Raw genomic sequence first — 20197 nt, forward strand, 5'->3', positions numbered from 1 at the left:
TTCACCGCCTGATCCCCGATAGCGGATTCCAATGAGGGTTATGATGTTTCCTGTTCACGGCGGCTGGCCGAGAGCAGAGTGCACCATAACCAAATTAGGGTGGAACCACGAGCCAAGCGCACTCGTCCCTTTTCCGGGACGGGTGTTTTTTTGCGCTTTCATTTGAGGAAATGGAGAGTGGTTCACATGAGCAAACAGGAAAACAGTAACTCCGCAAGCAACAAATCAGGTAACGAAATTAACAATCAAGCCAATGATCTGCAACCATCCAGTCAATCCATTAAGGTCCGTCTGCAAGGTGGAGATGTTCGTTCTTACGAAGCAGGCATCACTGTGGGTGCAGTCGCCTCATCCATCAGCACAAGTCTTGGAAAACAGGCGATCGGCGGTATTGCAGATGGTCAGAATATCGATCTCGATGGGGTGCTTGAGCAGGATTGCGAACTCGTCATTGTTACTTTGGACAGTGCGGAAGGCCTGTATCGTTACCGTCACAGCGCAGCACATGTGCTCGCACAGGCGCTCAAACGCATCTACGGTGCAGAACAAGTGAAACTGGGTATCGGCCCAGTCATTGAGGATGGATTTTATTACGATGTTGATCTGGAACATGCCTTGTCCATCAGTGATCTGGCTGCCATTGAGCGGGAAATGAACAAAATCATTCAGGAGAATCATAAGATCAGTCGGCGGGTCGTTAGCCGGGAGGAAGCCCTCCGCATCTTCGGAGCAATCCAGGACCCCTACAAGCTCGAACTCATTCAGGATTTGCCGGAGGACGCCGAACTTTCGATCTATGATCAAGGAGAGTTCTTCGATCTGTGTCGCGGTCCCCATCTCCCATCCACTGGCCGAATCAAAGCGTTCAAGCTGCTGAATGTGGCTGGTGCGTACTGGCGGGGTAACTCGGATAACAAGATGCTGCAACGTATCTACGGCACTGCTTTCCCAAACAAAGCCCAGCTGGATGAACATCTGCACATGCTCGAAGAAGCAAAAAAACGGGATCACCGCAAACTCGGTAAAGAGCTTGAACTATTCATGTTCTCCGAAGAAGCGCCCGGCATGCCCTTCTATCTGCCTAAAGGCATGACTGTTCGTACTGAACTGGAGCAATTCTCGCGTGAGCTGCAATTACAGGAAGGTTATCAGGAAGTACGGACTCCGCTCATGATGAACAACCGGCTGTGGGAGCAATCCGGCCATTGGGAGCATTACAAGGACAATATGTACTTTTCGGAAGTGGACGATGCAACGTTTGCACTGAAACCAATGAATTGTCCCGGTCACATGCTGATCTTCAAAAATACACTCCATTCCTACCGCGAATTGCCAATTCGCATGATGGAATTCGGTCAGGTTCACCGTCATGAATTCTCAGGTGCCCTGAATGGCATGATGCGTGTGCGGACATTCTGCCAGGATGATGCTCATCTCTACGTCATGCCAGAGCAGATCGAGGACGAGATTAATCAGGCGATCTCACTGATCGGCCGTATGTATGATATCTTTGGATTCGAATATAAGATTGAGTTATCCACTCGACCGGAAGATTCCATGGGATCAGAAGAGCTGTGGGATCAGGCGGAACGTGCATTGCAAAATGTACTGGATCGCCGGGGCGTGGAGTATCGCATTAACGAAGGAGACGGTGCCTTTTATGGACCGAAAATTGACTTTCATATCCTTGATGCGCTGAAGCGCAGCTGGCAGTGCGGAACAATCCAGCTTGATTTTCAAATGCCGGAGAAGTTCGACCTCACTTACATCGGTGAGGATAGCCTGAAGCACCGTCCAGTCGTGATCCATCGTGCCATCTACGGTTCCATTGATCGTTTCATTGGCATTCTGACTGAGCACTATGCAGGAGCGTTCCCACTTTGGCTCGCACCTGTGCAAGTGAAGCTGCTGCCTGTATCGGATCATTACGCAGATTATGCGCTCCAAGTCCAGAGCCAGCTCCGTGCTGCAGGCATTCGGGTAGAAACAGATTTGCGCAGCGAGAAACTTGGATACAAAATCCGTGAAGCCCAGATGGAAAAAGTACCTTATTCACTCGTGCTTGGTGAGAATGAGAAAAATGCCTCATCTGCCTCTGTCCGTGCATACGGTCAGGGAGATCAAGGCATTCAACGTATTGAAGCTTTTATTGAACTGGTTCAACAAGCTGTGAAGGCAAAAATATAAAAGAAGTAACAACTCTATCTATTGGTCACTTGTCAGCTTGTGCTGAATTACAACTTCTCCTCAGGTTTCAGCCCAACTTGTTCTTCACTCCATGCCCAGAAACGCTCAGCTGAAGCATCATCAACAGCATGTGCCTTCAGCTGCTGCTCTTTCTGTTGATAGAAGTAACGCCCGGTGATGCCGACAACATCTGGGCTTGTAGCCAGATAAACAGCCGTTCGCGCCCCTTCTTCAGGGGACAGAAAAAAGGGAAGCTTGCCTACAAACGCCATAATGCGTGTGCCAAATCCGGTATTGCGATCTACACCAATACTCGTGCCCACCGCACCAGGATGCAGACAGTTCACCGTAACCGATGTACCTGACAGTTTACGGGCCAGCGCTCGAGTGAACAACACATTAGCCAATTTGGATTGGGCATAGCTTTTGATCGGATTATAACCTTTGTGCAGATGTGGATCTTCAAAGTGGATTTTGCCGGCCTTGTATGCACCTGACGACACGTTCACAACCCGTCCCTGCGTTGCAGCTTTTAGAGGTTCGATCAAAAGCAAAGTCAGCAGAAAATGACCCAGATGGTTAATTCCGATACTCTGTTCGAACCCATCTGAGGTTTCCTTCCGCTTAATCATCACCACTCCCGCATTATTCACCAGAACGTCAAGGCGATCATGACGTTCGCGGAATGTGCGGGCAAACTGGCGTATACTTTCTAGTGAGCCGAGGTCACATAACATCAATTCAATTGCAGAAGAGCCGGACTGACGCACAGCCTCCTGAAGAGCATCCTGTCCGCGCTTCTCACTGCGGCATGCCATAATTACGTGATATCCTTGCTTTGCAAGTTCAATGGTGGTTGCCAAACCCATACCTGAGTTGGCCCCTGTTACAATTGCTGTCTGAATGGACATGTGGTACTTCCCTTCTGAACCAAAGGTTCCGAAATTAGAGGCGCGACGACGGACAATATGAGATAATGATAGGATCACATCTCGGTTTCCATGGGAGGACAAGTATGCTGACCAAAGATGACTTCAAAAAAGTTAAAAAACAAGCCAAACTTGAAATCGCACTACTCGAACAGGAATATCAGGAGATTTTGCAGAACATTGATTCTACGCTGTATGAAAAATACGGTATTTTGGACAAAGAAGAAACACGTGAGTTCACCCGAAAACGCAAAAACCGAAGATATGCTTCACTGGTCATCGAACTATGCGCCATCATTGAACAGATGTTACATCAACTGTACAGACACGTATATCAGAAAAAGTTTAATTCGACCCAGCTGATGAAAACTCCTGCCTATCGGGCACGCTCCAACATGGAGATCATTCAAGCTGAACTGAGTAAAGAGTTCATTGCTCTGGAATCCGAAAAAGAACACTTCGCTGAAGCCCTTATCCAGGTGTTTCAGACGAGGAACAGACTTGTTCATGATAACTTCTCGTTTGTCTCCATCGTTAAGGATGGCAGTAATGAAGAAGAAACGTTCGAAACATTACTCCATACGGTAAAAAAATATAGAAAACACTTAAAATACAATCGCCCTGAATAACAACAATCATCGCTAAAAAAGAAAAGGAGGTGTACCGGACTACAGTCCGGATCACCATGAGCCAACCAACCACTTCGATAACTGTGCTAAATCTCCAGATTCCCACACCTTCCGGGAACAGCCCCATCTTCCCCGTCATGCTTCGTGATGAAGATGGCATTACCTTGGTGGATACGGGAATGATTGGACAATTTACTGAACTTCAATCCGCATTGGAACACGAGGGCGTACAGCTCTCGGACGTCAAACGTGTGATTATTACCCATCAGGACATCGATCATATCGGTAATCTGGGCGCTCTTCTGGATGCTATTCCCGATCTGGAAATCTGGGCACATGCCGATGAGATTCCATATCTAACAGGTGAGAAACCTTTGATCAAATTCACGCCTGAACGTCGTGCTTTGCTGCCCGCGCCCGTTTTGGCACTGGCAGACCAACTACTCTTGCAGCTGCCCGAAGTGAACATCAGCAGAACGCTTGCAGACGGAGACCTGTTACCCCTGCAAGGAGGCACACAAGTCATTCATACACCGGGACATACCCCAGGGCATATCTGCTTGTATTTCGGAGAGCAACAGTTCCTGCTCGCAGCCGATGAACTTCGTGTGGTCGATGACGAACTGGTTGGCCCTGCGCCACCTGCGACACCGGACATGCCCGAAGCACTGCGAAGCCTGAAGAAACTGACAGATTTTACGCTCAATAAGGTTCTCTGTTATCACGGTGGAGAGTACACGAACGATCCGGTTCAGCGTATTGCCACACTTTCTGAGAGCGCAGAATAAATAAAGAACGCGGAGCTGTGAATGTTCTGACGACCATAACGCTTCCTTTTAAATCTTGTAGATTGGTGTGGCACACCTACGTTGTACCCTCTTCAGGATTAGGATGATGCATACATTACAATCAAGGAGCTGTCCCATAAGTCATGAATTTGACGGGACAGCTCCTTTGATTAATTCACCACGCATTCTACTACTGCACTGATGTTGACCATATGCCAGCTACCTCTTGCGCACGATATGCACGCAGTATCTTATATTACACCGCTATATTTCACCACTGCATGTACACAGTATCTCCCCCCTGAATCCCGACTCAGCTCTCCGGAGTAAGTACAATCAGCTTGTCATCCCCATCCCGTGGCGCTCCTCGTCCATCCCGATTGTTCGTAAGCACATATAACTTTCCGTCCTCGCCAGCACTCACATTGCGAATCCGGCCCCACTCATCTTTGAAGATCGGTTCCACCTGCTCGACCTGTGTACCATCCTCCGAAAGAGTAACCTTCAGCAACTGCTCTCCACGCAGATTCGCAGCAATCAGTGAGCCGGCCCAAGGTCCTTCTTCAACAAAAGCTACACCAGACGGTGCCCATGTATCATTCCCACTATGTGCAAGCGGAGCCTGATATGCGCCATTGTCATCGTCGTCTCCCTCCACCTCAGGCCAGCCATAATTCTCACCAGCTACAATCCGGTTAATCTCATCATGATTACGCTGACCATGCTCAGTGGCATAGAGGTAACCGTTGTCCGGGTTCCATGCCAGTCCCTGTGCATTGCGATGTCCCATACTGTATACAGGTGAATTCGGCCATGGGTTGTCTGCAGGGATCGCTCCGTCGAGACCAATCCGCAATATTTTACCTCCAAGGCTATCTTCGTTCTGTGACAGTTCCGGTTCATACCGCTCACCTGTCGTGATATAGAGCAACTTGTCCGGGCCAATCTTGATCCGCCCACCATTATGATTCGTTCCGCCTGGAATGTTACCAAGCAGTTCTTTGTCTATGACGGCTTTCCCCTCAGTCACCTTGAGGCGTAACACCCGATTGGCAATGTCGTCGCCTTCCAGATAGGAGTGGTACGCATACAAGTAACCGTTCTCCCCAAAGTCCGGATCAGCTGCAAGACCCAACAGCCCTCCTTCACCTTCTTCATTGAACGGAGCTGAGAATTCAATCAATGGTTCAGTGATCAGTTTTCCATCCTCAATAATCCGAATTGCACCAGGGCGTTCCGTTACAAACATCCGACCATCAGGCACACTTACAATCTCCCAGGGTGCATTCAATCCTTCAACCAGAACGGAAGCCTGATACGGAATAACCGCTTCACCCTGCGCTCCACTCTCAGTTCCACTCGAACCGGAGTTGCCTCCATTGGCTGTCTGTCCCTGACCGGTTCCCTGTCCCTGAGACGACGTCTGCTCTGTTCCACCAACAGAGGGATCGGCTGAAGAGCATGATGCTGTTAACAGTGCCACACTTAATAATGAAGCATACAGTGGAACGGTTACTCGATTATTCATGATTACATCTCCCTTCGCATATCGTACTTTTGTATAAAATAACGAAGCCAAACCTCAACGTATGGTTAATGTGTTGTTTTTATGTTGTTCTCTATAGTTGTGATGCTATTATTCATGTATAGCGGTTTCGCCCTGTATTACCCTTCACACCAGCCGCTCAAACCGAGAATTCAATTGATTCGGAGCACATGAAATCACTGCAGTTTGGAATTCCATCATATTCTTTTATAATAGAAAGATAGTAAGAATCGAAAGGTGGACAACTACACTTATGAATCAAAACCCTTTATCGCGGCTTGAAGCCGATCTGTCCGGGCAAGGTTTGGACGCCATGCTGATCACAGATCCGAAACATATCTACTATTTAACTGGATTTGCGAGCAATCCGCATGAACGCTTCCTTGGTCTGGTTCTCGCACGCGGCGAAGAGCCCCTGTTGATCGTACCCGCCCTGGACGCTGAAGCTGCGGCAGCCGCTTCCTCGGTGTCCAACATTGCAACTCACACGGATACGGATAATCCATATGCTTTGTTAGATCGTTACCAGGGGCGCTTGGGCCGAGTCGGTCTCGAAAAAGAATACGTGACGGTCGCACGTTATGAGCAGCTTACCGCCGCTCTGGGTGCTGCCAGCTTTGAAGATGTGGGCCCGTTGCTTCGCACATTACGTGTGAAAAAAACACCAGATGAGGTAGCCCGCATTCGCCACGCCATTCATCTGATCGAGGAAACATTGCGTCAAGGCCTCTCTCATGTTTGTGCAGGCGTAACCGAAATTGAACTTGTTGCCGAGATGGAATATCAGATGAAAAAACTGGGTGCCGATGGCCCTTCTTTCGATACCATGGTGCTCACGGGACCCAAAACAGGTCTGCCACACGGTACACCAGGTGAACGGAAACTGCAACATGGTGACCTGTTGATGTTTGATATGGGTGTATATGCTGGTGGATATGCCTCGGACATCACGCGTACATTCGCTTTTGGGGATATCTCACCCGAACTCAAAACCATCTATAACACGGTGCTCGCAGCCAACGAAGCTGCCATCCAAATCGTGAAACCAGGCATCACCTGCGCAGAAGTGGATCGTGCGGCACGTCAGGTCACGGAAGAAGCAGGATACGGCGAGCGCTTTATGCATAGAGTAGGCCATGGACTGGGTATTGACGTACATGAGTATCCTTCTCTTCATGGAGAGAATATGGATATCCTGAATGAAGGTACCGTATTCACGATTGAACCGGGCATATATACCGCAGCAGGTGGCGTGCGTATCGAGGATGATGTAATTGTGACCGAGACGGGTGTCGAAGTTCTGACAACATATCCAAAAGAACTTCAAATCCTTACCGACTAGTCCAATTGTGAACGCAAAAATCCCGCAAATCCATGATATCATGGGTTGCGGGATTTTATTTATACGAAGCATATTCTTAAATTACTTCGTCTGCATCCTACGTGTCTTATTCCTGCTTACTCATTAAGCATTAGTCAAACTCATGCGTGATATCCTGCCAGGATTCCAGCTGTGGCAGCTGTTGCTTCCCCCAATAATCCAGAAACCATTGAATAATCGCGGTCTGATCTGTTGTGCTGTAGCTGTAATGCCGGAAACCGCCCTCACCTTCCTGCAAACGAATCTCCGCCACCATGTACCCTGGCTCCTCAAGCGCAGCAGCCTGCAAATACATACTTCCCTCCACCAGCTCCGAAGGTACAAGTACTACGTATTCCTGCAATTCCAGATTGGTAATCAAATCCACCAATAACGAGGCATTCATGCTATCATTCTCGTAGGTTGTGCCATTGCTTTCCAGTGTATAACGCAGTGTAGAATACATGTGCGATTCCCCTTTGGTTGAAGTCATTGTTGGCTAATGATAAATGATATACGCTCATAAACGACAGGTCGTTTATATTATAACTTTTTCATAATAATGTAAAAAGGGTTTTTCTTGTTTCGGGGACATGTGTTTTCTATAAAAAATCCCCTTGCAGAGTCCGAATTACAAATGACTGCGCAAAGGGTGATTTTAAGTGATCCTCTTTGAATATTGTCTAAACTTCATCCTTAAACTTAAAGCTGCGTGCAGCATACAGGAACGGTGTTCCAACCGCAGTCAACACGAATTTGATAATATATGTCGTCAGGAAGATTTCCAGCCAAACATCCCAAGGATAGATGAACGCAAACGCGATTGTGCAGAACACCAGTGTATCCACAAATGAACTGATGATCGAACTGCCGTTGGTACGAATCCACAACTGATTGCGCCCTGGTGCTACCTTGCGTAACCAAGAGTATAATCGTACATCCAGGAACTGACTGATGAAGTAAGCCGTCAGACTACCGAGGGCCAGACGTGGCAGCAGACCGAACAACTTCGCCATCGATTCCTGTGCAAAGTCCGTCGGTGCCGGTTCAAAGAACAACACCATCTGCATCAGAACCGTCGTCATGATGAGTGTGAAGAATCCAAACCATACGGCTTTGCGTGCCTCACCTGGTCCATATTTCTCATTGAGCAGGTCACTGGTCAGGTACATGCTGACATACATCGTGTTGCCAAGCGTCAGTACAATACCCATAATATCTATCGTTTTGGTCACCTGAATGTTGGCTATAACCGTAGCCACACCAATCCAGGCATAGAGACCTTTTTTACCGAACAAGCGGTAACACAACAGGAAGAATCCATAAGTTACGAGAACGAAAACCGCTCCCCACCCTAAGTTAAACATAAATACATACACTGCCTTCCTAGTTTTGATTACGCGGGATGGTTACGAACCGCGGTTTGGCTCAGGGCCAAAACATGAATACTCTATCACATTTCTCGTCCCATGAACAGAACTAAATAACTCCAAGTGTGCATGAGTCACTACGACCCTCCTATATTCCACGTGTTCCTCTCGACCATACTACGCTTTTCCTACCTCCATCTCTCTTACCACGAGTATCAAAAAGCATACGGCTTCACACAACATGCACAGGTTTAATGATGTGATGGCTACAAAAAACCGCCCTCCGGATTCCTCCGAAGGACGGCTTTTCTCACTTGGCTTGCAAAAGGCTCTAGCTATCTTGCCACGAGCCTCTATCCAATCCAGTCTATTAAGCCTGAACAGCTGAATCCAGCTCACGGCTCTGATCATTGAATGTGTCATGATCATTTTCTTTCAAAATTTTGCTGGTTACAAGTCCAGAAGTCATGGACCCGTTCACGTTCAAGGCTGTACGACCCATGTCGATCAGCGGTTCAACGGAGATCAGCAATCCTGCCAAAGCTACAGGCAGATTCATGGTGGACAATACAATCAGGGAAGCGAACGTTGCCCCGCCGCCAACACCTGCCACACCAAACGAACTGATCATAACAACAAGGATCAACGTCACGATGAAGTCCCAGCTCAGCGGGTCGATGCCGACCGTCGGAGCAATCATCACCGCCAGCATGGCCGGATAGATCCCGGCGCAGCCGTTTTGCCCAATTGTAGCACCAAAGCTTGCAGACAGATTCGCAATACCGTCCGATACGCCCAGTTTCTTCGTCTGTGTCTCCACATTCAGCGGGATCGACGCTGCACTTGAACGGGATGTGAAGGCAAATACCAGTGTTGGCAGAACCTTTTTCACATACGTAATCGGATTGAACCCGGACAGTGAGATGATGATCAGGTGAATGATAAACATCACGATGAGGGCCACGTAGGACGCAATGACGAATTTGATCAACTTGAGAATTTCATCCGGATTCGTGGTCGCCGTCACTTTGGTGATAAGGGCAAGAATCCCGTATGGCGTAAGCCTGAGCACCAATGTTACAATCCGCATAACCACCGCGTATACGGCATTAACCATACCTCGGAATGTTTCCGCCTGTTGTGGTTTTTTGCGATCCAGTCCAAGTACAGCTACACCGATGAACGCGGAGAAGATAACGACCGCCAGTGTGGATGTACGACGTTCTCCTGTCATATCTGCAAATGGATTCGAAGGAATGAATTCCAGCACTTGCTGCGGAATGGTCTGATCCTTCACATCAACAAGACGTTCCTCCATCTTCTGACCCTGGGCGATCTCACGATCTCCACCTTCAATTTCAATGGAAGTCAGGTTAAAGCTAAGGCTCGTTACAATGCTGACCCCTGCGGCAATCGCAGTGGTGATCAACAGAATGGCAATGATGGAAACACTCATCTTACCGAGATTTTGCTTGCCCTTCAGATTCATGATGGCTGAGATGATCGACACCATGATCAATGGAATCACAACCATTTGCAACAAACGAACATATCCTGAACCGACCAGATTGAACCAATCGACTGATTTCGTAACGACATCAGAACCTGATGTGTACACCAATTGAAGAATAACCCCGTACACAACCCCCAGTCCAAGACCCGCAAATACGCGTTTCGTAAAGGAGATATGCTTTTTCTGCATCCAGTAGAGGATGCCAAGTAAAGCAAGCATCACCACTACATTCAATATGATTAGAAAAGTATCCATTTCTTTAAATCCTCCTCAGGCATGTGTGTAACCGGAACATATCCGATTTTATCTTCTACTTCTTGCACTTCCAACAAGACATTTTACAATATACCATATAACAAACTATTCTGGTAGGTATTAATTGATATTATGTAATATGTATGTAACAGATTCATCAATTTCTGAAAAAAATACACCAATTCGTGAAAATTGTTCTATTCAACCTCCGGTTAATTTTGTAATATAGGTATATCCGCTTATTCCCAAGTTTTCTCAACATATAATTTAGGTCTTTCTTCATTGGTAGATAGGTCTTTTGAGTACGGAAAAGCGATAATGTTAATGAACTTGACGTGAAAGGATGATCATATGTTTCGTAATCGCACCGTTGCCGGTAAAATCAGAGGCACCTTGTTCCTCGTTCTGCTGGTTGCTTCTCTGTTGTTCAGTATTAGTTTCTATGCCGTGTCGATGAATATTATTCAAAGTTACGTTCTACCGCAGTTCGACAAAGTCCTAAACACGTCCATTCAGGATATATACAAGAATACTTCTGCCTCCAAAATCCTACAGGTACAGAGTGGCGGAGCCGGTTCAGAAGGTGCTGCCATGACCGTGGAATCGTATCTGGCCGAAAAAGCAAAAGAACATAATCTAGACGCGGCTTACGTTGTTGCTATTCAGGACGGCTCAGCCAAAGTCGTTATAGCCAACTCTTCCTCGGGTATGAAAGCCCAGGATGAGATCACTGTAGAGCCAGCAATGAACACAGCCATCGAGAGCAAAGAAATGGTAATCAGCGAAGTCTATTCCGATTCCTTTGGTGTACATAAAGCAGCATTCATTCCAATTGCAGGTAGTAATATGATTATGGCTGTAAGCATGGACGCCCAATTCATTCAGGATAAGATTACCCAGATTTTCTGGCTATGTCTTGGGATTACAGCATTAGTCTTTGTGCTCGGTTGGCTGATCTCCACTAGTATGATCAAAAGAGTAACCAAACCGATCATCAAGCTTGTCCAACATAGTAAACAAATATCCCAAGGTGATCTGACCGCTGAACTCCAGATCAAAGGCAAAGATGAAATTGCCCAGCTCGCTTCAAGCTTCCAGACGATGACGCATAATCTGAAAGAAATGATCAGCCGTGCCTTGTCCACGTCCAATGAAGTGGTGTCAGGCTCCAATGACCTGCTTCAACGGGTTGAATCGATGTCCGGTATGGTACGGAACTCCAGCCGCTCTGCAGAAGATGCAGAGAAAGGCAGCATCAGCATTGCGTCAAGCGCATCCGAGAACGCCAGAGCCATGGAGGAAATTACGCAGGGCATCATGCATATTGCTTCATCTTCTGCCGAAGTATCCGATCAGATTGGGGAAGCAGCCAATGAAGCAGTTAACGGTAACCGACTGGCTCAGAATGCCGTTGAGCAGATGGAACGTGTAGGCCAGACAGCAAGTGAATCACTACGGTATGTGGAGACCATGAATGAACGTTCGGTAGCCGTAGGTACCATTGTAGCTTCCATTTTTGAGATCACCAAACAGATTAACATGCTGTCACTTAACGCCTCCATTGAAGCAGCACGTGCAGGAGAGCATGGCCGCGGATTCGCTGTCGTTGCCGGAGAAGTTCGCAAACTTGCCGAACAATCCAAAACAGCCACAGAGGAAATCTCGGATTATCTGGGCACCATTCGAGAAGACGCTGAACGGTCTGTTGATGCCATGAACCGTGTTACCCAGGAGATTGATTCAGGTACAACTGTTGTTCAACAAGCAGGCTCAGCCTTCCAGCAACTGAATGAATTGATCCAGAACGTCAATCTGACCATTCAGACCGTCTCTGCTTCGACACAACAAGTATCCGCTAGTGCTGAAGAAGTAAGTGCGTCCGTGGAAGAAACGGCACAGATTACGTCCAAATCCCGTGAGAGCATGTTACAGATTGCTTCAACAGCAGATCTTCAACTCAGCGAGATGGATTCACATTCGGATACGGTTCGCCATCTGCATGAACAAGCTGTAGAGCTGCAATCCGCCATGAAGAAATTCAAAATAAACTAACAGGTAAACCATTAACCCATCATCACCTGATTTAAACCTTATTTAATCATAGGATATACAATACCCCCATGCCGCTAACATCCCGTTTCCAGAGAACGGTTTGTCGGACATGGGGGTATTGTTGTATAAGAACTGTGTTATGACGATTAACAAATGCATTTAATCCATTTCATAATCAATACCTGAGCGTATTAATCACATTCCCATACTGATATATCACTTGATGTTTTCTCGCTCAGATCGGCTGTTGACTCTGTTCTCCCGCTCACTCCGGTAACTTAATACCCATTATCTCGTACACACGCTGCATATCCAATGCCGAACGCAATGATTCGGCTACCCGATCGAACTCCATCTCTTTACGTTCATGCGCACTGTATGTCTCCTGAAGCGGAACCAGTCCTTTTCCAACACGTAAACCATTCAGCCATGAACGTCGGAATTGATCACTTTCAAACAAACCATGCAGATAAGTTCCCCACACCCTGCCATCCGTTGTGCCCCAGCCTTCATGGAATGATTCACCACCTGGATGGGAGATTTCAAACAATCCGGTGACATGCTCCGGCTCGTGGCACTCCGTAACACCCATATGAATCTCATATCCGTTTACAGGTAATGAAGCGTCAGCTGCATCTTGTTCACTATACAGACGAACAGGATGATCAGGCTGCACTCGACCGGAAGCTCTAACCGTCTGTTTGTTCTGAAGAAACGTTGTCGATAGCGGAAGCCAGCCAAGTCCTTTCGCTTCCTGAATCTGATTTGCCTCCACAGCAAATGGGTCCTTCAGATGACGTCCCAGCATCTGGTATCCGCCACATATGCCTACGATTTGGACATGCTCACGCTCGGTCTGGCTGGCGATTGCCTGCTCCAGACCAGACTCACGCAGAAATCCCAGATCCCCTATCGTATCCTTCGTACCCGGCAGAAGAATGGCATCCGGACTGCCCAATTCCTCTGGCGATGTCACGTAACGCACATTCACATCCGGCTCACGGGAAAGTGCATCGAAGTCTGTAAAGTTGGAAATTCGCGGATATCGGATCACCGCCAGATCCAGCTCGGTTTTGCCGGATTTCCCATGACGCATGGAGTCCAGCACCACTGAATCCTCTGCTTCAATCTGAATATCTCTTATGTAAGGCAATACACCTAATACTGGAATGCCTGTCCGTTCTTCGAGCCAATCGAGTCCAGGCTGCAACAGGGACAGATCGCCGCGAAACTTGTTGATGATAAAACCCTTCACACGCTGGACCTCATGCGGCTCTAACAGCTCCAATGTGCCAACGATGGAAGCAAATACCCCGCCCCGATCAATATCAGAGATCAGAATTACCGGTGCATCAGCCCAACCTGCCAGATTCATATTGACGATATCCCGATCCTTCAGATTGATCTCGGCAGGACTGCCTGCCCCTTCCATCAGCACAATATCATAGGTATCCCGTAGCCGGTTCAACGCATCCATAACCGTCTGCTTTGCTTCAGGCAGGAAATGCTGACGATAGTCCGAAGCACTCATCTGGGCAAAAGGTACACCGTGTACCACGATCTGCGAATGCATGTCCCGCACCGGCTTGATCAGGATCGGGTTCATATCGGTTGTCGCCTCAATACCGCAGGCTTCGGCCTGGGCCCCCTGGGCCCGACCAATCTCCTTGCCATCTTCCGTCACATAGGAATTCAGCGCCATATTCTGTGACTTGAACGGGGCTGGCTTGAAGCCATCCTGCTTGAATATACGGCATAATGCCGTTGTAATGACACTTTTGCCCACATCAGAAGCCGTCCCTTGCAGCATGAGTACTGCTGCTGTTTGCTGTACAAGCTTACTCTCCACGATCTCTCCCCCTGTCTACGTGTTATCTCCAGATCACCTTGCTGCCAACCTCATGCGTAACGCTATCCAAACTGCTTCACACTTCAAAAGTTAAAGCCAAAACAGTCCTTGAAGCACGCTCAGCACAGTCAACAAAGCCGCCTCCAGCAGCTCATTGATGGCACCATACGTATCCCCGGTTAAACCGCCGAGTCGTTCACTGATCCGCGCTGCCACGAATCGGCCGATGTAATAACACGCCACAGGCAGTATAATAACGGCCGTCACCGGGTATAGCCACCATGGCAGTGTTCCCAGACCACTCAGCATTGCATCTGCAATGCCCATATCCGGCTTGAAAAGCCACACCGCGGCAAACGTAACTGCCCCTGCGATCAAGGTCAGCCCCACGGCTGAGCTGCGTGCACGCTGGACCTCTTTCCGCTCACCGAGTCCTTTGAACAATACGGCAAGTCCATCATCTCCGCGCGCATTCGGCCATGCAGACATCGCATACACCATGAACCAGCGGCTCCAGATCATGGGCAGGATCAACAGCGCACCATACACCCAGTGGCCCCGGGCAATGAAATCGGCGATCAGCGCTGCTTTCATCATCAGCAGCAAGACGCAGGCGATCACGCCCATGGCCCCCACACGGCTGTCCTTCATAATCTCCAGCATCCGCTCACGGGTACGATAACTGAGCAAGCCATCCGCCGTATCCATCCATCCGTCAAGATGAAGCCCACCAGTGAGCCATACCCACAACGTCAAGGTCAGGACGGCAGCCGGAAAGGCGGGAAGCACTGCGCCGCTTAAGGCTCCCGCGAGCCAGACACACAGACCGATGGCAGCACCGACCAGCGGATAAAAAACAACACTTTCACGCAGCAGCGGCGGGACAAATTCGATGTGCATTTTGACAGGGAAACGGGACAAAAATTGAAAAGCGGCTGCAGCGGCATGTTTGCGCTGAGGAGCAGACGTGCCATCCTTCATAAGCGATACTCCTTGCTTTTCAGTTCGGTCGCAATGCCTACGGTCACCAGAAACACTTCACCGCATATCGCCGCAATGCGCTGATTTAATACACCGGCCAAATCCCGATATTTCCTGCCAAGGGCATATTCCGGTACGATCCCGTCCCCCACTTCATTTGTAACAAGAACAAGCAAACCGGGATAGATTCGAATCGCTTCAACCAGCGCATCCAAATGTCCCTGTAACACCTGCTTCTCGTCATGCTCATGTGCTAACAAAACATTCGTCAGCCAAAGCGTCAGGCAATCCACCAGAATAGTGGGTGCTGAAGTCCCTGTGTGCCCTTCACCCATGCGATTAATCAAAGCAGGCAGATGCATCGGCTCTTCCATCGTATGCCACAGATACCCCGATGCCTCGCGCTGCTGCTGATGCATGGCGATACGCTCACGCATTTCATCATCGTACGCCTGGGCTGTCGCCACATACCAGGCCTCCGAGGAACGCTGCATGCAGAGACGTTCGGCAAAGGAGCTTTTGCCACTACGTGCCCCGCCCGTCACCAGTACGCTCATTGGGAACCCTCTCTTTGCACGGATGAGTCATCCGAAGCAGGGCTTGTCCCATCCGAGACACCCGCGCTTGCAAAGGTCGCCATCTCGTTCAGAATAAGGCATGCTGCATCAATCAGATGAAGACTAAGCACGCCGCCTGTGCCTTCACCCAGGCGCATGTCCAGATCCAGCATCGATTTCAGGTCCAGTTCACGCAAAAGCGCTCCATGTCCATTTTCATGTGACGTATGAGAAGCGATCATATAAGCTGTACTCAGAGGTGCAAGTTGTCTTGCGACCAGTGCCGCGGCGGTAGAGATGAACCCGTCTACAACAACCGGGCAACGATGAGCAGCTGCTGCGAGGATAACCCCCGTGAGTCCGGCAATCTCAAGTCCCCCCACTTTACACAGAACATCCAGTGCATCTTCCGGGTTCGGAGCGTTTACGCTAAGTGTCCGGCTGACTACAGCAGCCTTACGCTGCAAGCCTGCATCATCAATGCCGGTTCCTCTTCCTACGGCGGCAGCTGGTGCAACTCCGGTTAATGCGCTCATTACCGCAGCACTTGCGGTGGTGTTGCCGATTCCCATCTCCCCGGTTACAAACAGCTGTGTTCCCTTCGCCACCTCTGCCGATACAACTTCGGCTCCTGCAAGGATCGCCCGAACGGCCTCATCCCTTGTCATCGCTGCGCCTCGGGCCATGTTGGCCGTGCCTTTGCGAATTTTACGGGAAAGCAGATTCGGATGTTCAAGATCGGCATTCACCCCGATATCCACACAGATCACATCAGCACCTGCATGACGTGCAAGCACATTCACGGCTGCACCCCCAGCGAGGAAATTCAGGACCATCTGCGGGGTTACTTCAGCAGGAAAAGCACTGATGCCTTCTTCAACTACGCCGTGATCTGCTGCCATGACAATGACCGCCCTGTGATCAAAACGCGGACGTGCATTACCCGTCATGCCAGCCAGGCGGATTACCAGCTCTTCCAATTTGCCCAGACTTCCCGGCGGCTTCGTCAACGAATCCACATGCGCAGAGGTTTCTGCCGCCACATCCTGGTCAGGAGCGGTAATCCTTTTCGTTAATTGCTCCAACATCTGTTCATTATTCATACAACCAGCACTTCCTTCATCAAAATATGGGTTGCCCCGCTTCAACTAATCGATGTCCCGCCGCAGCAGCAGTTGAGGTATGTCATGGTCGGGATGGGAGACAATCGCGGGTCTGACGCGAAATATGTCCTGGATATTCTCTTCGTTGATCAACGTATGAGGTGTGCCCTTTCCCACCGCCATGCCCTCACGCAGCGCCAGAATGTGATCGCAAAATAATGCGGCCAGATTCAGATCATGCAGCACAGCCACAATCGTAATGTTATTTCTCTGTCGCCATGCCGATAACAATTCCATGAATTGCAATTGATACTTAATATCCAGAAAAGTAGTCGGCTCGTCCAGCAGCAACAACCGTGGCTCCTGAGCCATCACTTTGGCTAGTGCGACCCGCTGCCGTTGTCCACCGCTGAGTGCATCCAGAGGTCTGTCCGCGAGCTCCGTCAATCCCAGGTCTTCCAGCACCCTGTCTACCACAAGTGCCCCATCACCCGCTTCCCGCCCCAGCCAGTTCTGGTACGGATATCGCCCCATCTCCACCACGTCTCGCACGGGATAGGAGATGGTTGGCAAGCCATCCTGCTGCAATACAGCAATCATGCGCGACAGGTCCTTACGACTGTATGAGCCGATGTCTCGACCATCAATACAGATCTCACCTTCGCTTAACTGTTCCGTTCCGGCAATAAGCTGGATCAGAGTGGACTTGCCGCTGCCGTTTGGACCGACAATTCCCCACCAGTCACCTTCACCGACATGCCAGTCTACACTACGCAATGCCTGGTGGTTACCATATGATTTTCCTGCTCCCTTAATGGAGATAAGGGAAGTCGAAGTCAAGTTGGAACGGGTACTGGAATTCATGGCATCATCCCCCTCTGCAACTTTTTGTTCCGGTGCAGCAGGTAAGCAAAGAACGGCGCACCAACAAAGGCAGTGACCACCCCGAGCGGAATTTCAGTGGGCGCCAGCAACGATCTTGCGATGGTATCGGCCCACACCATGAAGATCGCTCCCCCAATGGCAGACAGAGGTACCAGCAGTCGGTAATCCGGCCCCACCAGCAGCCGCAACATATGCGGGATCACCAATCCAACGAATCCGATGACACCTGATACCGAGACAGCCCCGGCGGTCAGCAGTGTGCCGACTGCCAGCACGGACAGCTTAAGCCTGTCCACTCCGATCCCGATATGTGCCGCTTGACGTTCTCCCAGCGCAAGCACATTTAATGAGCGTGCACGACTCCAGAGAAAGATTAGCCCGAGCAGAAAATACGGGAAAAGGATGGCCGTATACGACCACCCGCGTAATGCCAGACTTCCCATCGTCCAGTATATAATTTCATTAATCGTCTGTTTCGACATGGTCGACAGGAAGGAAACCACTGCGCCTAGGAAACTTTGCATGACCACACCCGCCAGAATGAGGCTGTGTGTTGGAATTTTACGCCCTTCACGAGCCAGTGCCATAACAAACCATAACGTGATTACACCCGTCAAAAACGCAATCAGAGGCAACGTCCAGATTCCGATCAGTGCGTACTGCAATCCGAAGAAAATCAGGAAAGCCGCCCCTACCGACGCACCAGATGATACACCGAGCGTAAACGGATCGGCCAGCGGATTACGCAGCACACCCTGGAAGCCCGCACCCGCAATGGCCAGTGAAGCCCCCACGAGCACAGCAAGCAGTACACGCGGAAAACGGACTTTCCAGATAATCTGTTCGGCTGCCTTATTCCAATCCGGTGTAATCCAGTCGCCCACCCAGGGAATTTTGTGAATCAGGATGCCCGCAATATCCCGAATTGGCAAAGCTACTGAACCAATGCCCGTGCAGATGAGCACGGTGAGCACCAGCAGCACCATGCCCGTCGTTCCGAACAGGATCAGCTTTTTACTCATTGGAACAAGTCAGGGTAGATCGCTTTGGCTACTTCTTTCAACCCTTGAGTTACCCGTGGACCCGGACGGCTCAACAGGTTGGCATCCAGGCCAATAACAGCGTCATTTTTCACAGCCGTAATTTGATCCCAGCCACTGCGCGCCTTGATGATCTGATCCAGTGTTTTGGAGTTTTCATCAATTACATCGTTGGCATACAAGATTACATCGGGGTTGGAGGCAATCACGTTTTCTTCATTGATTTGGTACCAGCCTTCTTCGTTTGAAGCGATATTGGTTCCTCCGGCTACAGTGATCAGTTCGTCCATGAACTCACCTTTACCTACCGACCAACCTGGGGAGAATTCAACGTATACTTTTTTCTTCTCTTCCGGTTTAACTGCCTTCACCGCTTCGGTTACATCCGTCACGTCCTGTTTCATCTGAGTGATGATTTCTTGTGCTTTTTCCTGATGATCGGTGATTTTACCGAAGGTTTCGATATTGTTCATCACATCGTCAATGGATTTAGGATCCGTTTTGAAAATGGTAATACCGAGTTCGCGCAGCTTCTTCACGGCATCCTCACTCATCGAGATACCTGTAAAGACAATGTCGGCTTCAGATGCAATGATGGACTCTTCGTTGGGCTTGGTGATGCCGCCCATTTTCGCTTTGGTTGTTGCTGCCTCAGGATAATCATCATAGTCGGATACACCAACGATCTGTTCATCCAATCCAAGGGCAAACAGGGACTCTGTCTCAGCTGGTGACACGGATACAATTTTGGCTGGCGCCTGTTCAAAAGTAAACGATTCACCCGTTGCATCCGTAACGGTCAGTGGATATTGTGTTTTGAGGTCCGTCTGCGCCTGTCCTTGGGACTGCTCCTGTGCCGGTTGCTGTGAAGTACCTGTGCCCTCGTTCGTTGTTGCATTGCCACATCCGGCCAAAGCCAGTGCGAGTGCCGCTGCACTTAGCAGGGACGCTACGCTTTTCCAATTCTTGAAATTCATTCTGTTATTCTCCCCTTCTCTATCTGTACTATTTTCTTGCATCATGCTTGAACTCTTACTACGCCTTGCCTTGGTGTTCCTATGCAAGGTTTGAACTGCAACATTTACACGCTAACGGAGAGTGCAGAACCGATCTGAAGAAACGAAGTGTTCGCCTTTATGACCGGATTTTCCCT

At 49.3% G+C, this 20197-nt stretch carries 17 protein-coding genes; 5 read left to right on the forward strand and 12 right to left on the reverse strand.

From position 1 onward, the window contains the following. Positions 1-186 precede the first annotated feature (186 nt). Entirely contained in the window at positions 187-2187 is a 2001-nt protein-coding gene (thrS, locus tag MKY73_RS22285) for a threonine--tRNA ligase (protein WP_339303511.1), read from the forward strand. 47 nt (positions 2188-2234) lie between these two features. Here thrS and MKY73_RS22290 read toward each other — a convergent pair whose 3' ends face one another. Then, positions 2235-3098: an SDR family oxidoreductase gene (locus MKY73_RS22290; RefSeq protein ID WP_339303512.1), complete on the reverse strand. Its 864-nt coding sequence runs from the start codon at positions 3096-3098 to the stop codon at positions 2235-2237. A 104-nt stretch (positions 3099-3202) separates the two neighbouring features. Between MKY73_RS22290 and MKY73_RS22295 the strand changes: the two genes are divergently transcribed. Then, positions 3203-3745 carry a hypothetical protein gene (locus tag MKY73_RS22295; RefSeq protein ID WP_339303513.1) on the forward strand — a complete coding sequence of 181 codons (543 nt, stop codon included), beginning with the start codon at positions 3203-3205 and terminating at the stop codon, positions 3743-3745. 29 nt (positions 3746-3774) lie between these two features. Then, complete coding sequence (locus MKY73_RS22300) at positions 3775-4533, forward strand: MBL fold metallo-hydrolase (protein WP_339303514.1); 759 nt, start codon at positions 3775-3777, stop codon at positions 4531-4533. 313 nt (positions 4534-4846) lie between these two features. On the opposite strand, the gene MKY73_RS22305 is transcribed toward MKY73_RS22300, so the two are convergent. Continuing rightward, positions 4847-6061: a PQQ-dependent sugar dehydrogenase gene (locus MKY73_RS22305; RefSeq protein ID WP_339303515.1), complete on the reverse strand. Its 1215-nt coding sequence runs from the start codon at positions 6059-6061 to the stop codon at positions 4847-4849. A gap of 271 nt (positions 6062-6332) precedes the next feature. Here MKY73_RS22305 and MKY73_RS22310 point away from each other — a divergent pair, with 271 nt between their 5' ends. Beyond that, a complete protein-coding gene (locus MKY73_RS22310) occupies positions 6333-7421 on the forward strand; it encodes a Xaa-Pro peptidase family protein (protein WP_339303516.1) in 1089 nt (362 codons plus the stop codon). Positions 7422-7551: 130 nt separating this feature from the next. On the opposite strand, the gene MKY73_RS22315 is transcribed toward MKY73_RS22310, so the two are convergent. From MKY73_RS22315 to MKY73_RS22325, 3 genes are all read right to left on the reverse strand, one after another. Continuing rightward, on the reverse strand, positions 7552-7905 hold the full coding sequence (locus tag MKY73_RS22315) for a hypothetical protein (protein WP_339303517.1): 354 nt from the start codon (positions 7903-7905) through the stop codon (positions 7552-7554). A 217-nt stretch (positions 7906-8122) separates the two neighbouring features. Continuing rightward, positions 8123-8806: a queuosine precursor transporter gene (locus MKY73_RS22320; protein WP_339303518.1), complete on the reverse strand. Its 684-nt coding sequence runs from the start codon at positions 8804-8806 to the stop codon at positions 8123-8125. A 373-nt stretch (positions 8807-9179) separates the two neighbouring features. After that, a complete protein-coding gene (locus MKY73_RS22325; RefSeq protein ID WP_339240459.1) occupies positions 9180-10577 on the reverse strand; it encodes an L-cystine transporter in 1398 nt (465 codons plus the stop codon). Between the two features lie 351 nt (positions 10578-10928). Between MKY73_RS22325 and MKY73_RS22330 the strand changes: the two genes are divergently transcribed. Further along, positions 10929-12629: a methyl-accepting chemotaxis protein gene (locus MKY73_RS22330; RefSeq protein ID WP_339303519.1), complete on the forward strand. Its 1701-nt coding sequence runs from the start codon at positions 10929-10931 to the stop codon at positions 12627-12629. Between the two features lie 265 nt (positions 12630-12894). On the opposite strand, the gene MKY73_RS22335 is transcribed toward MKY73_RS22330, so the two are convergent. The 7 genes from MKY73_RS22335 to MKY73_RS22365 all read right to left on the reverse strand — a co-directional run bounded on the left by MKY73_RS22335 (position 12895) and on the right by MKY73_RS22365 (position 20021). Continuing rightward, positions 12895-14439, reverse strand: coding sequence for a cobyric acid synthase (locus MKY73_RS22335; protein WP_339308693.1), 1545 nt, complete (start codon positions 14437-14439; stop codon positions 12895-12897). 129 nt (positions 14440-14568) lie between these two features. Further along, positions 14569-15459, reverse strand: a complete 891-nt coding sequence (gene cobS, locus MKY73_RS22340; protein ID WP_339303520.1) for an adenosylcobinamide-GDP ribazoletransferase — start codon at positions 15457-15459, stop codon at positions 14569-14571. Beyond that, complete coding sequence (gene cobU / locus MKY73_RS22345) at positions 15456-16016, reverse strand: bifunctional adenosylcobinamide kinase/adenosylcobinamide-phosphate guanylyltransferase (protein ID WP_339240453.1); 561 nt, start codon at positions 16014-16016, stop codon at positions 15456-15458. The genes cobS and cobU overlap by 4 nt, the downstream gene beginning before the upstream one ends. Beyond that, positions 16013-17119, reverse strand: a complete 1107-nt coding sequence (gene cobT, locus MKY73_RS22350; RefSeq protein WP_339303521.1) for a nicotinate-nucleotide--dimethylbenzimidazole phosphoribosyltransferase — start codon at positions 17117-17119, stop codon at positions 16013-16015. The genes cobU and cobT overlap by 4 nt, the downstream gene beginning before the upstream one ends. A 45-nt stretch (positions 17120-17164) precedes the next feature. Next, positions 17165-17983 carry an ABC transporter ATP-binding protein gene (locus MKY73_RS22355; RefSeq protein ID WP_339303522.1) on the reverse strand — a complete coding sequence of 273 codons (819 nt, stop codon included), beginning with the start codon at positions 17981-17983 and terminating at the stop codon, positions 17165-17167. Then, positions 17980-19026, reverse strand: a complete 1047-nt coding sequence (locus tag MKY73_RS22360) for an iron chelate uptake ABC transporter family permease subunit (protein ID WP_339303523.1) — start codon at positions 19024-19026, stop codon at positions 17980-17982. Before MKY73_RS22360 ends, MKY73_RS22355 begins: the two co-directional genes overlap by 4 nt. Further along, complete coding sequence (locus MKY73_RS22365) at positions 19023-20021, reverse strand: ABC transporter substrate-binding protein (protein WP_339303524.1); 999 nt, start codon at positions 20019-20021, stop codon at positions 19023-19025. The genes MKY73_RS22360 and MKY73_RS22365 overlap by 4 nt, the downstream gene beginning before the upstream one ends. Between the last annotated feature and the right edge of the window lie 176 nt (positions 20022-20197).

The sequence above is a fragment of the Paenibacillus sp. FSL R5-0519 genome, from assembly GCF_037974275.1.
In the GTDB taxonomy this organism is placed as follows: domain Bacteria; phylum Bacillota; class Bacilli; order Paenibacillales; family Paenibacillaceae; genus Paenibacillus.

Excerpts from the sequence above, each read along its gene's own strand:
- thrS (WP_339303511.1), top strand. The coding sequence starts at position 187 with ATGAGCAAACAGGAAAACAGTAACTCCGCAAGCAACAAATCAGGTAAC.
- MKY73_RS22290 (WP_339303512.1), bottom strand. The coding sequence starts at position 3,098 with ATGTCCATTCAGACAGCAATTGTAACAGGGGCCAACTCAGGTATGGGT.
- MKY73_RS22295 (WP_339303513.1), top strand. The coding sequence starts at position 3,203 with ATGCTGACCAAAGATGACTTCAAAAAAGTTAAAAAACAAGCCAAACTT.
- MKY73_RS22305 (WP_339303515.1), bottom strand. The coding sequence starts at position 6,061 with ATGAATAATCGAGTAACCGTTCCACTGTATGCTTCATTATTAAGTGTG.
- MKY73_RS22310 (WP_339303516.1), top strand. The coding sequence starts at position 6,333 with ATGAATCAAAACCCTTTATCGCGGCTTGAAGCCGATCTGTCCGGGCAA.
- MKY73_RS22315 (WP_339303517.1), bottom strand. The coding sequence starts at position 7,905 with ATGTATTCTACACTGCGTTATACACTGGAAAGCAATGGCACAACCTAC.
- MKY73_RS22320 (WP_339303518.1), bottom strand. The coding sequence starts at position 8,806 with ATGTTTAACTTAGGGTGGGGAGCGGTTTTCGTTCTCGTAACTTATGGA.
- MKY73_RS22325 (WP_339240459.1), bottom strand. The coding sequence starts at position 10,577 with ATGGATACTTTTCTAATCATATTGAATGTAGTGGTGATGCTTGCTTTA.
- MKY73_RS22330 (WP_339303519.1), top strand. The coding sequence starts at position 10,929 with ATGTTTCGTAATCGCACCGTTGCCGGTAAAATCAGAGGCACCTTGTTC.
- MKY73_RS22335 (WP_339308693.1), bottom strand. The coding sequence starts at position 14,439 with ATGCTGCAAGGGACGGCTTCTGATGTGGGCAAAAGTGTCATTACAACG.
- cobS (WP_339303520.1), bottom strand. The coding sequence starts at position 15,459 with ATGAAGGATGGCACGTCTGCTCCTCAGCGCAAACATGCCGCTGCAGCC.
- cobU (WP_339240453.1), bottom strand. The coding sequence starts at position 16,016 with ATGAGCGTACTGGTGACGGGCGGGGCACGTAGTGGCAAAAGCTCCTTT.
- cobT (WP_339303521.1), bottom strand. The coding sequence starts at position 17,119 with ATGAATAATGAACAGATGTTGGAGCAATTAACGAAAAGGATTACCGCT.
- MKY73_RS22355 (WP_339303522.1), bottom strand. The coding sequence starts at position 17,983 with ATGAATTCCAGTACCCGTTCCAACTTGACTTCGACTTCCCTTATCTCC.
- MKY73_RS22360 (WP_339303523.1), bottom strand. The coding sequence starts at position 19,026 with ATGAGTAAAAAGCTGATCCTGTTCGGAACGACGGGCATGGTGCTGCTG.
- MKY73_RS22365 (WP_339303524.1), bottom strand. The coding sequence starts at position 20,021 with ATGAATTTCAAGAATTGGAAAAGCGTAGCGTCCCTGCTAAGTGCAGCG.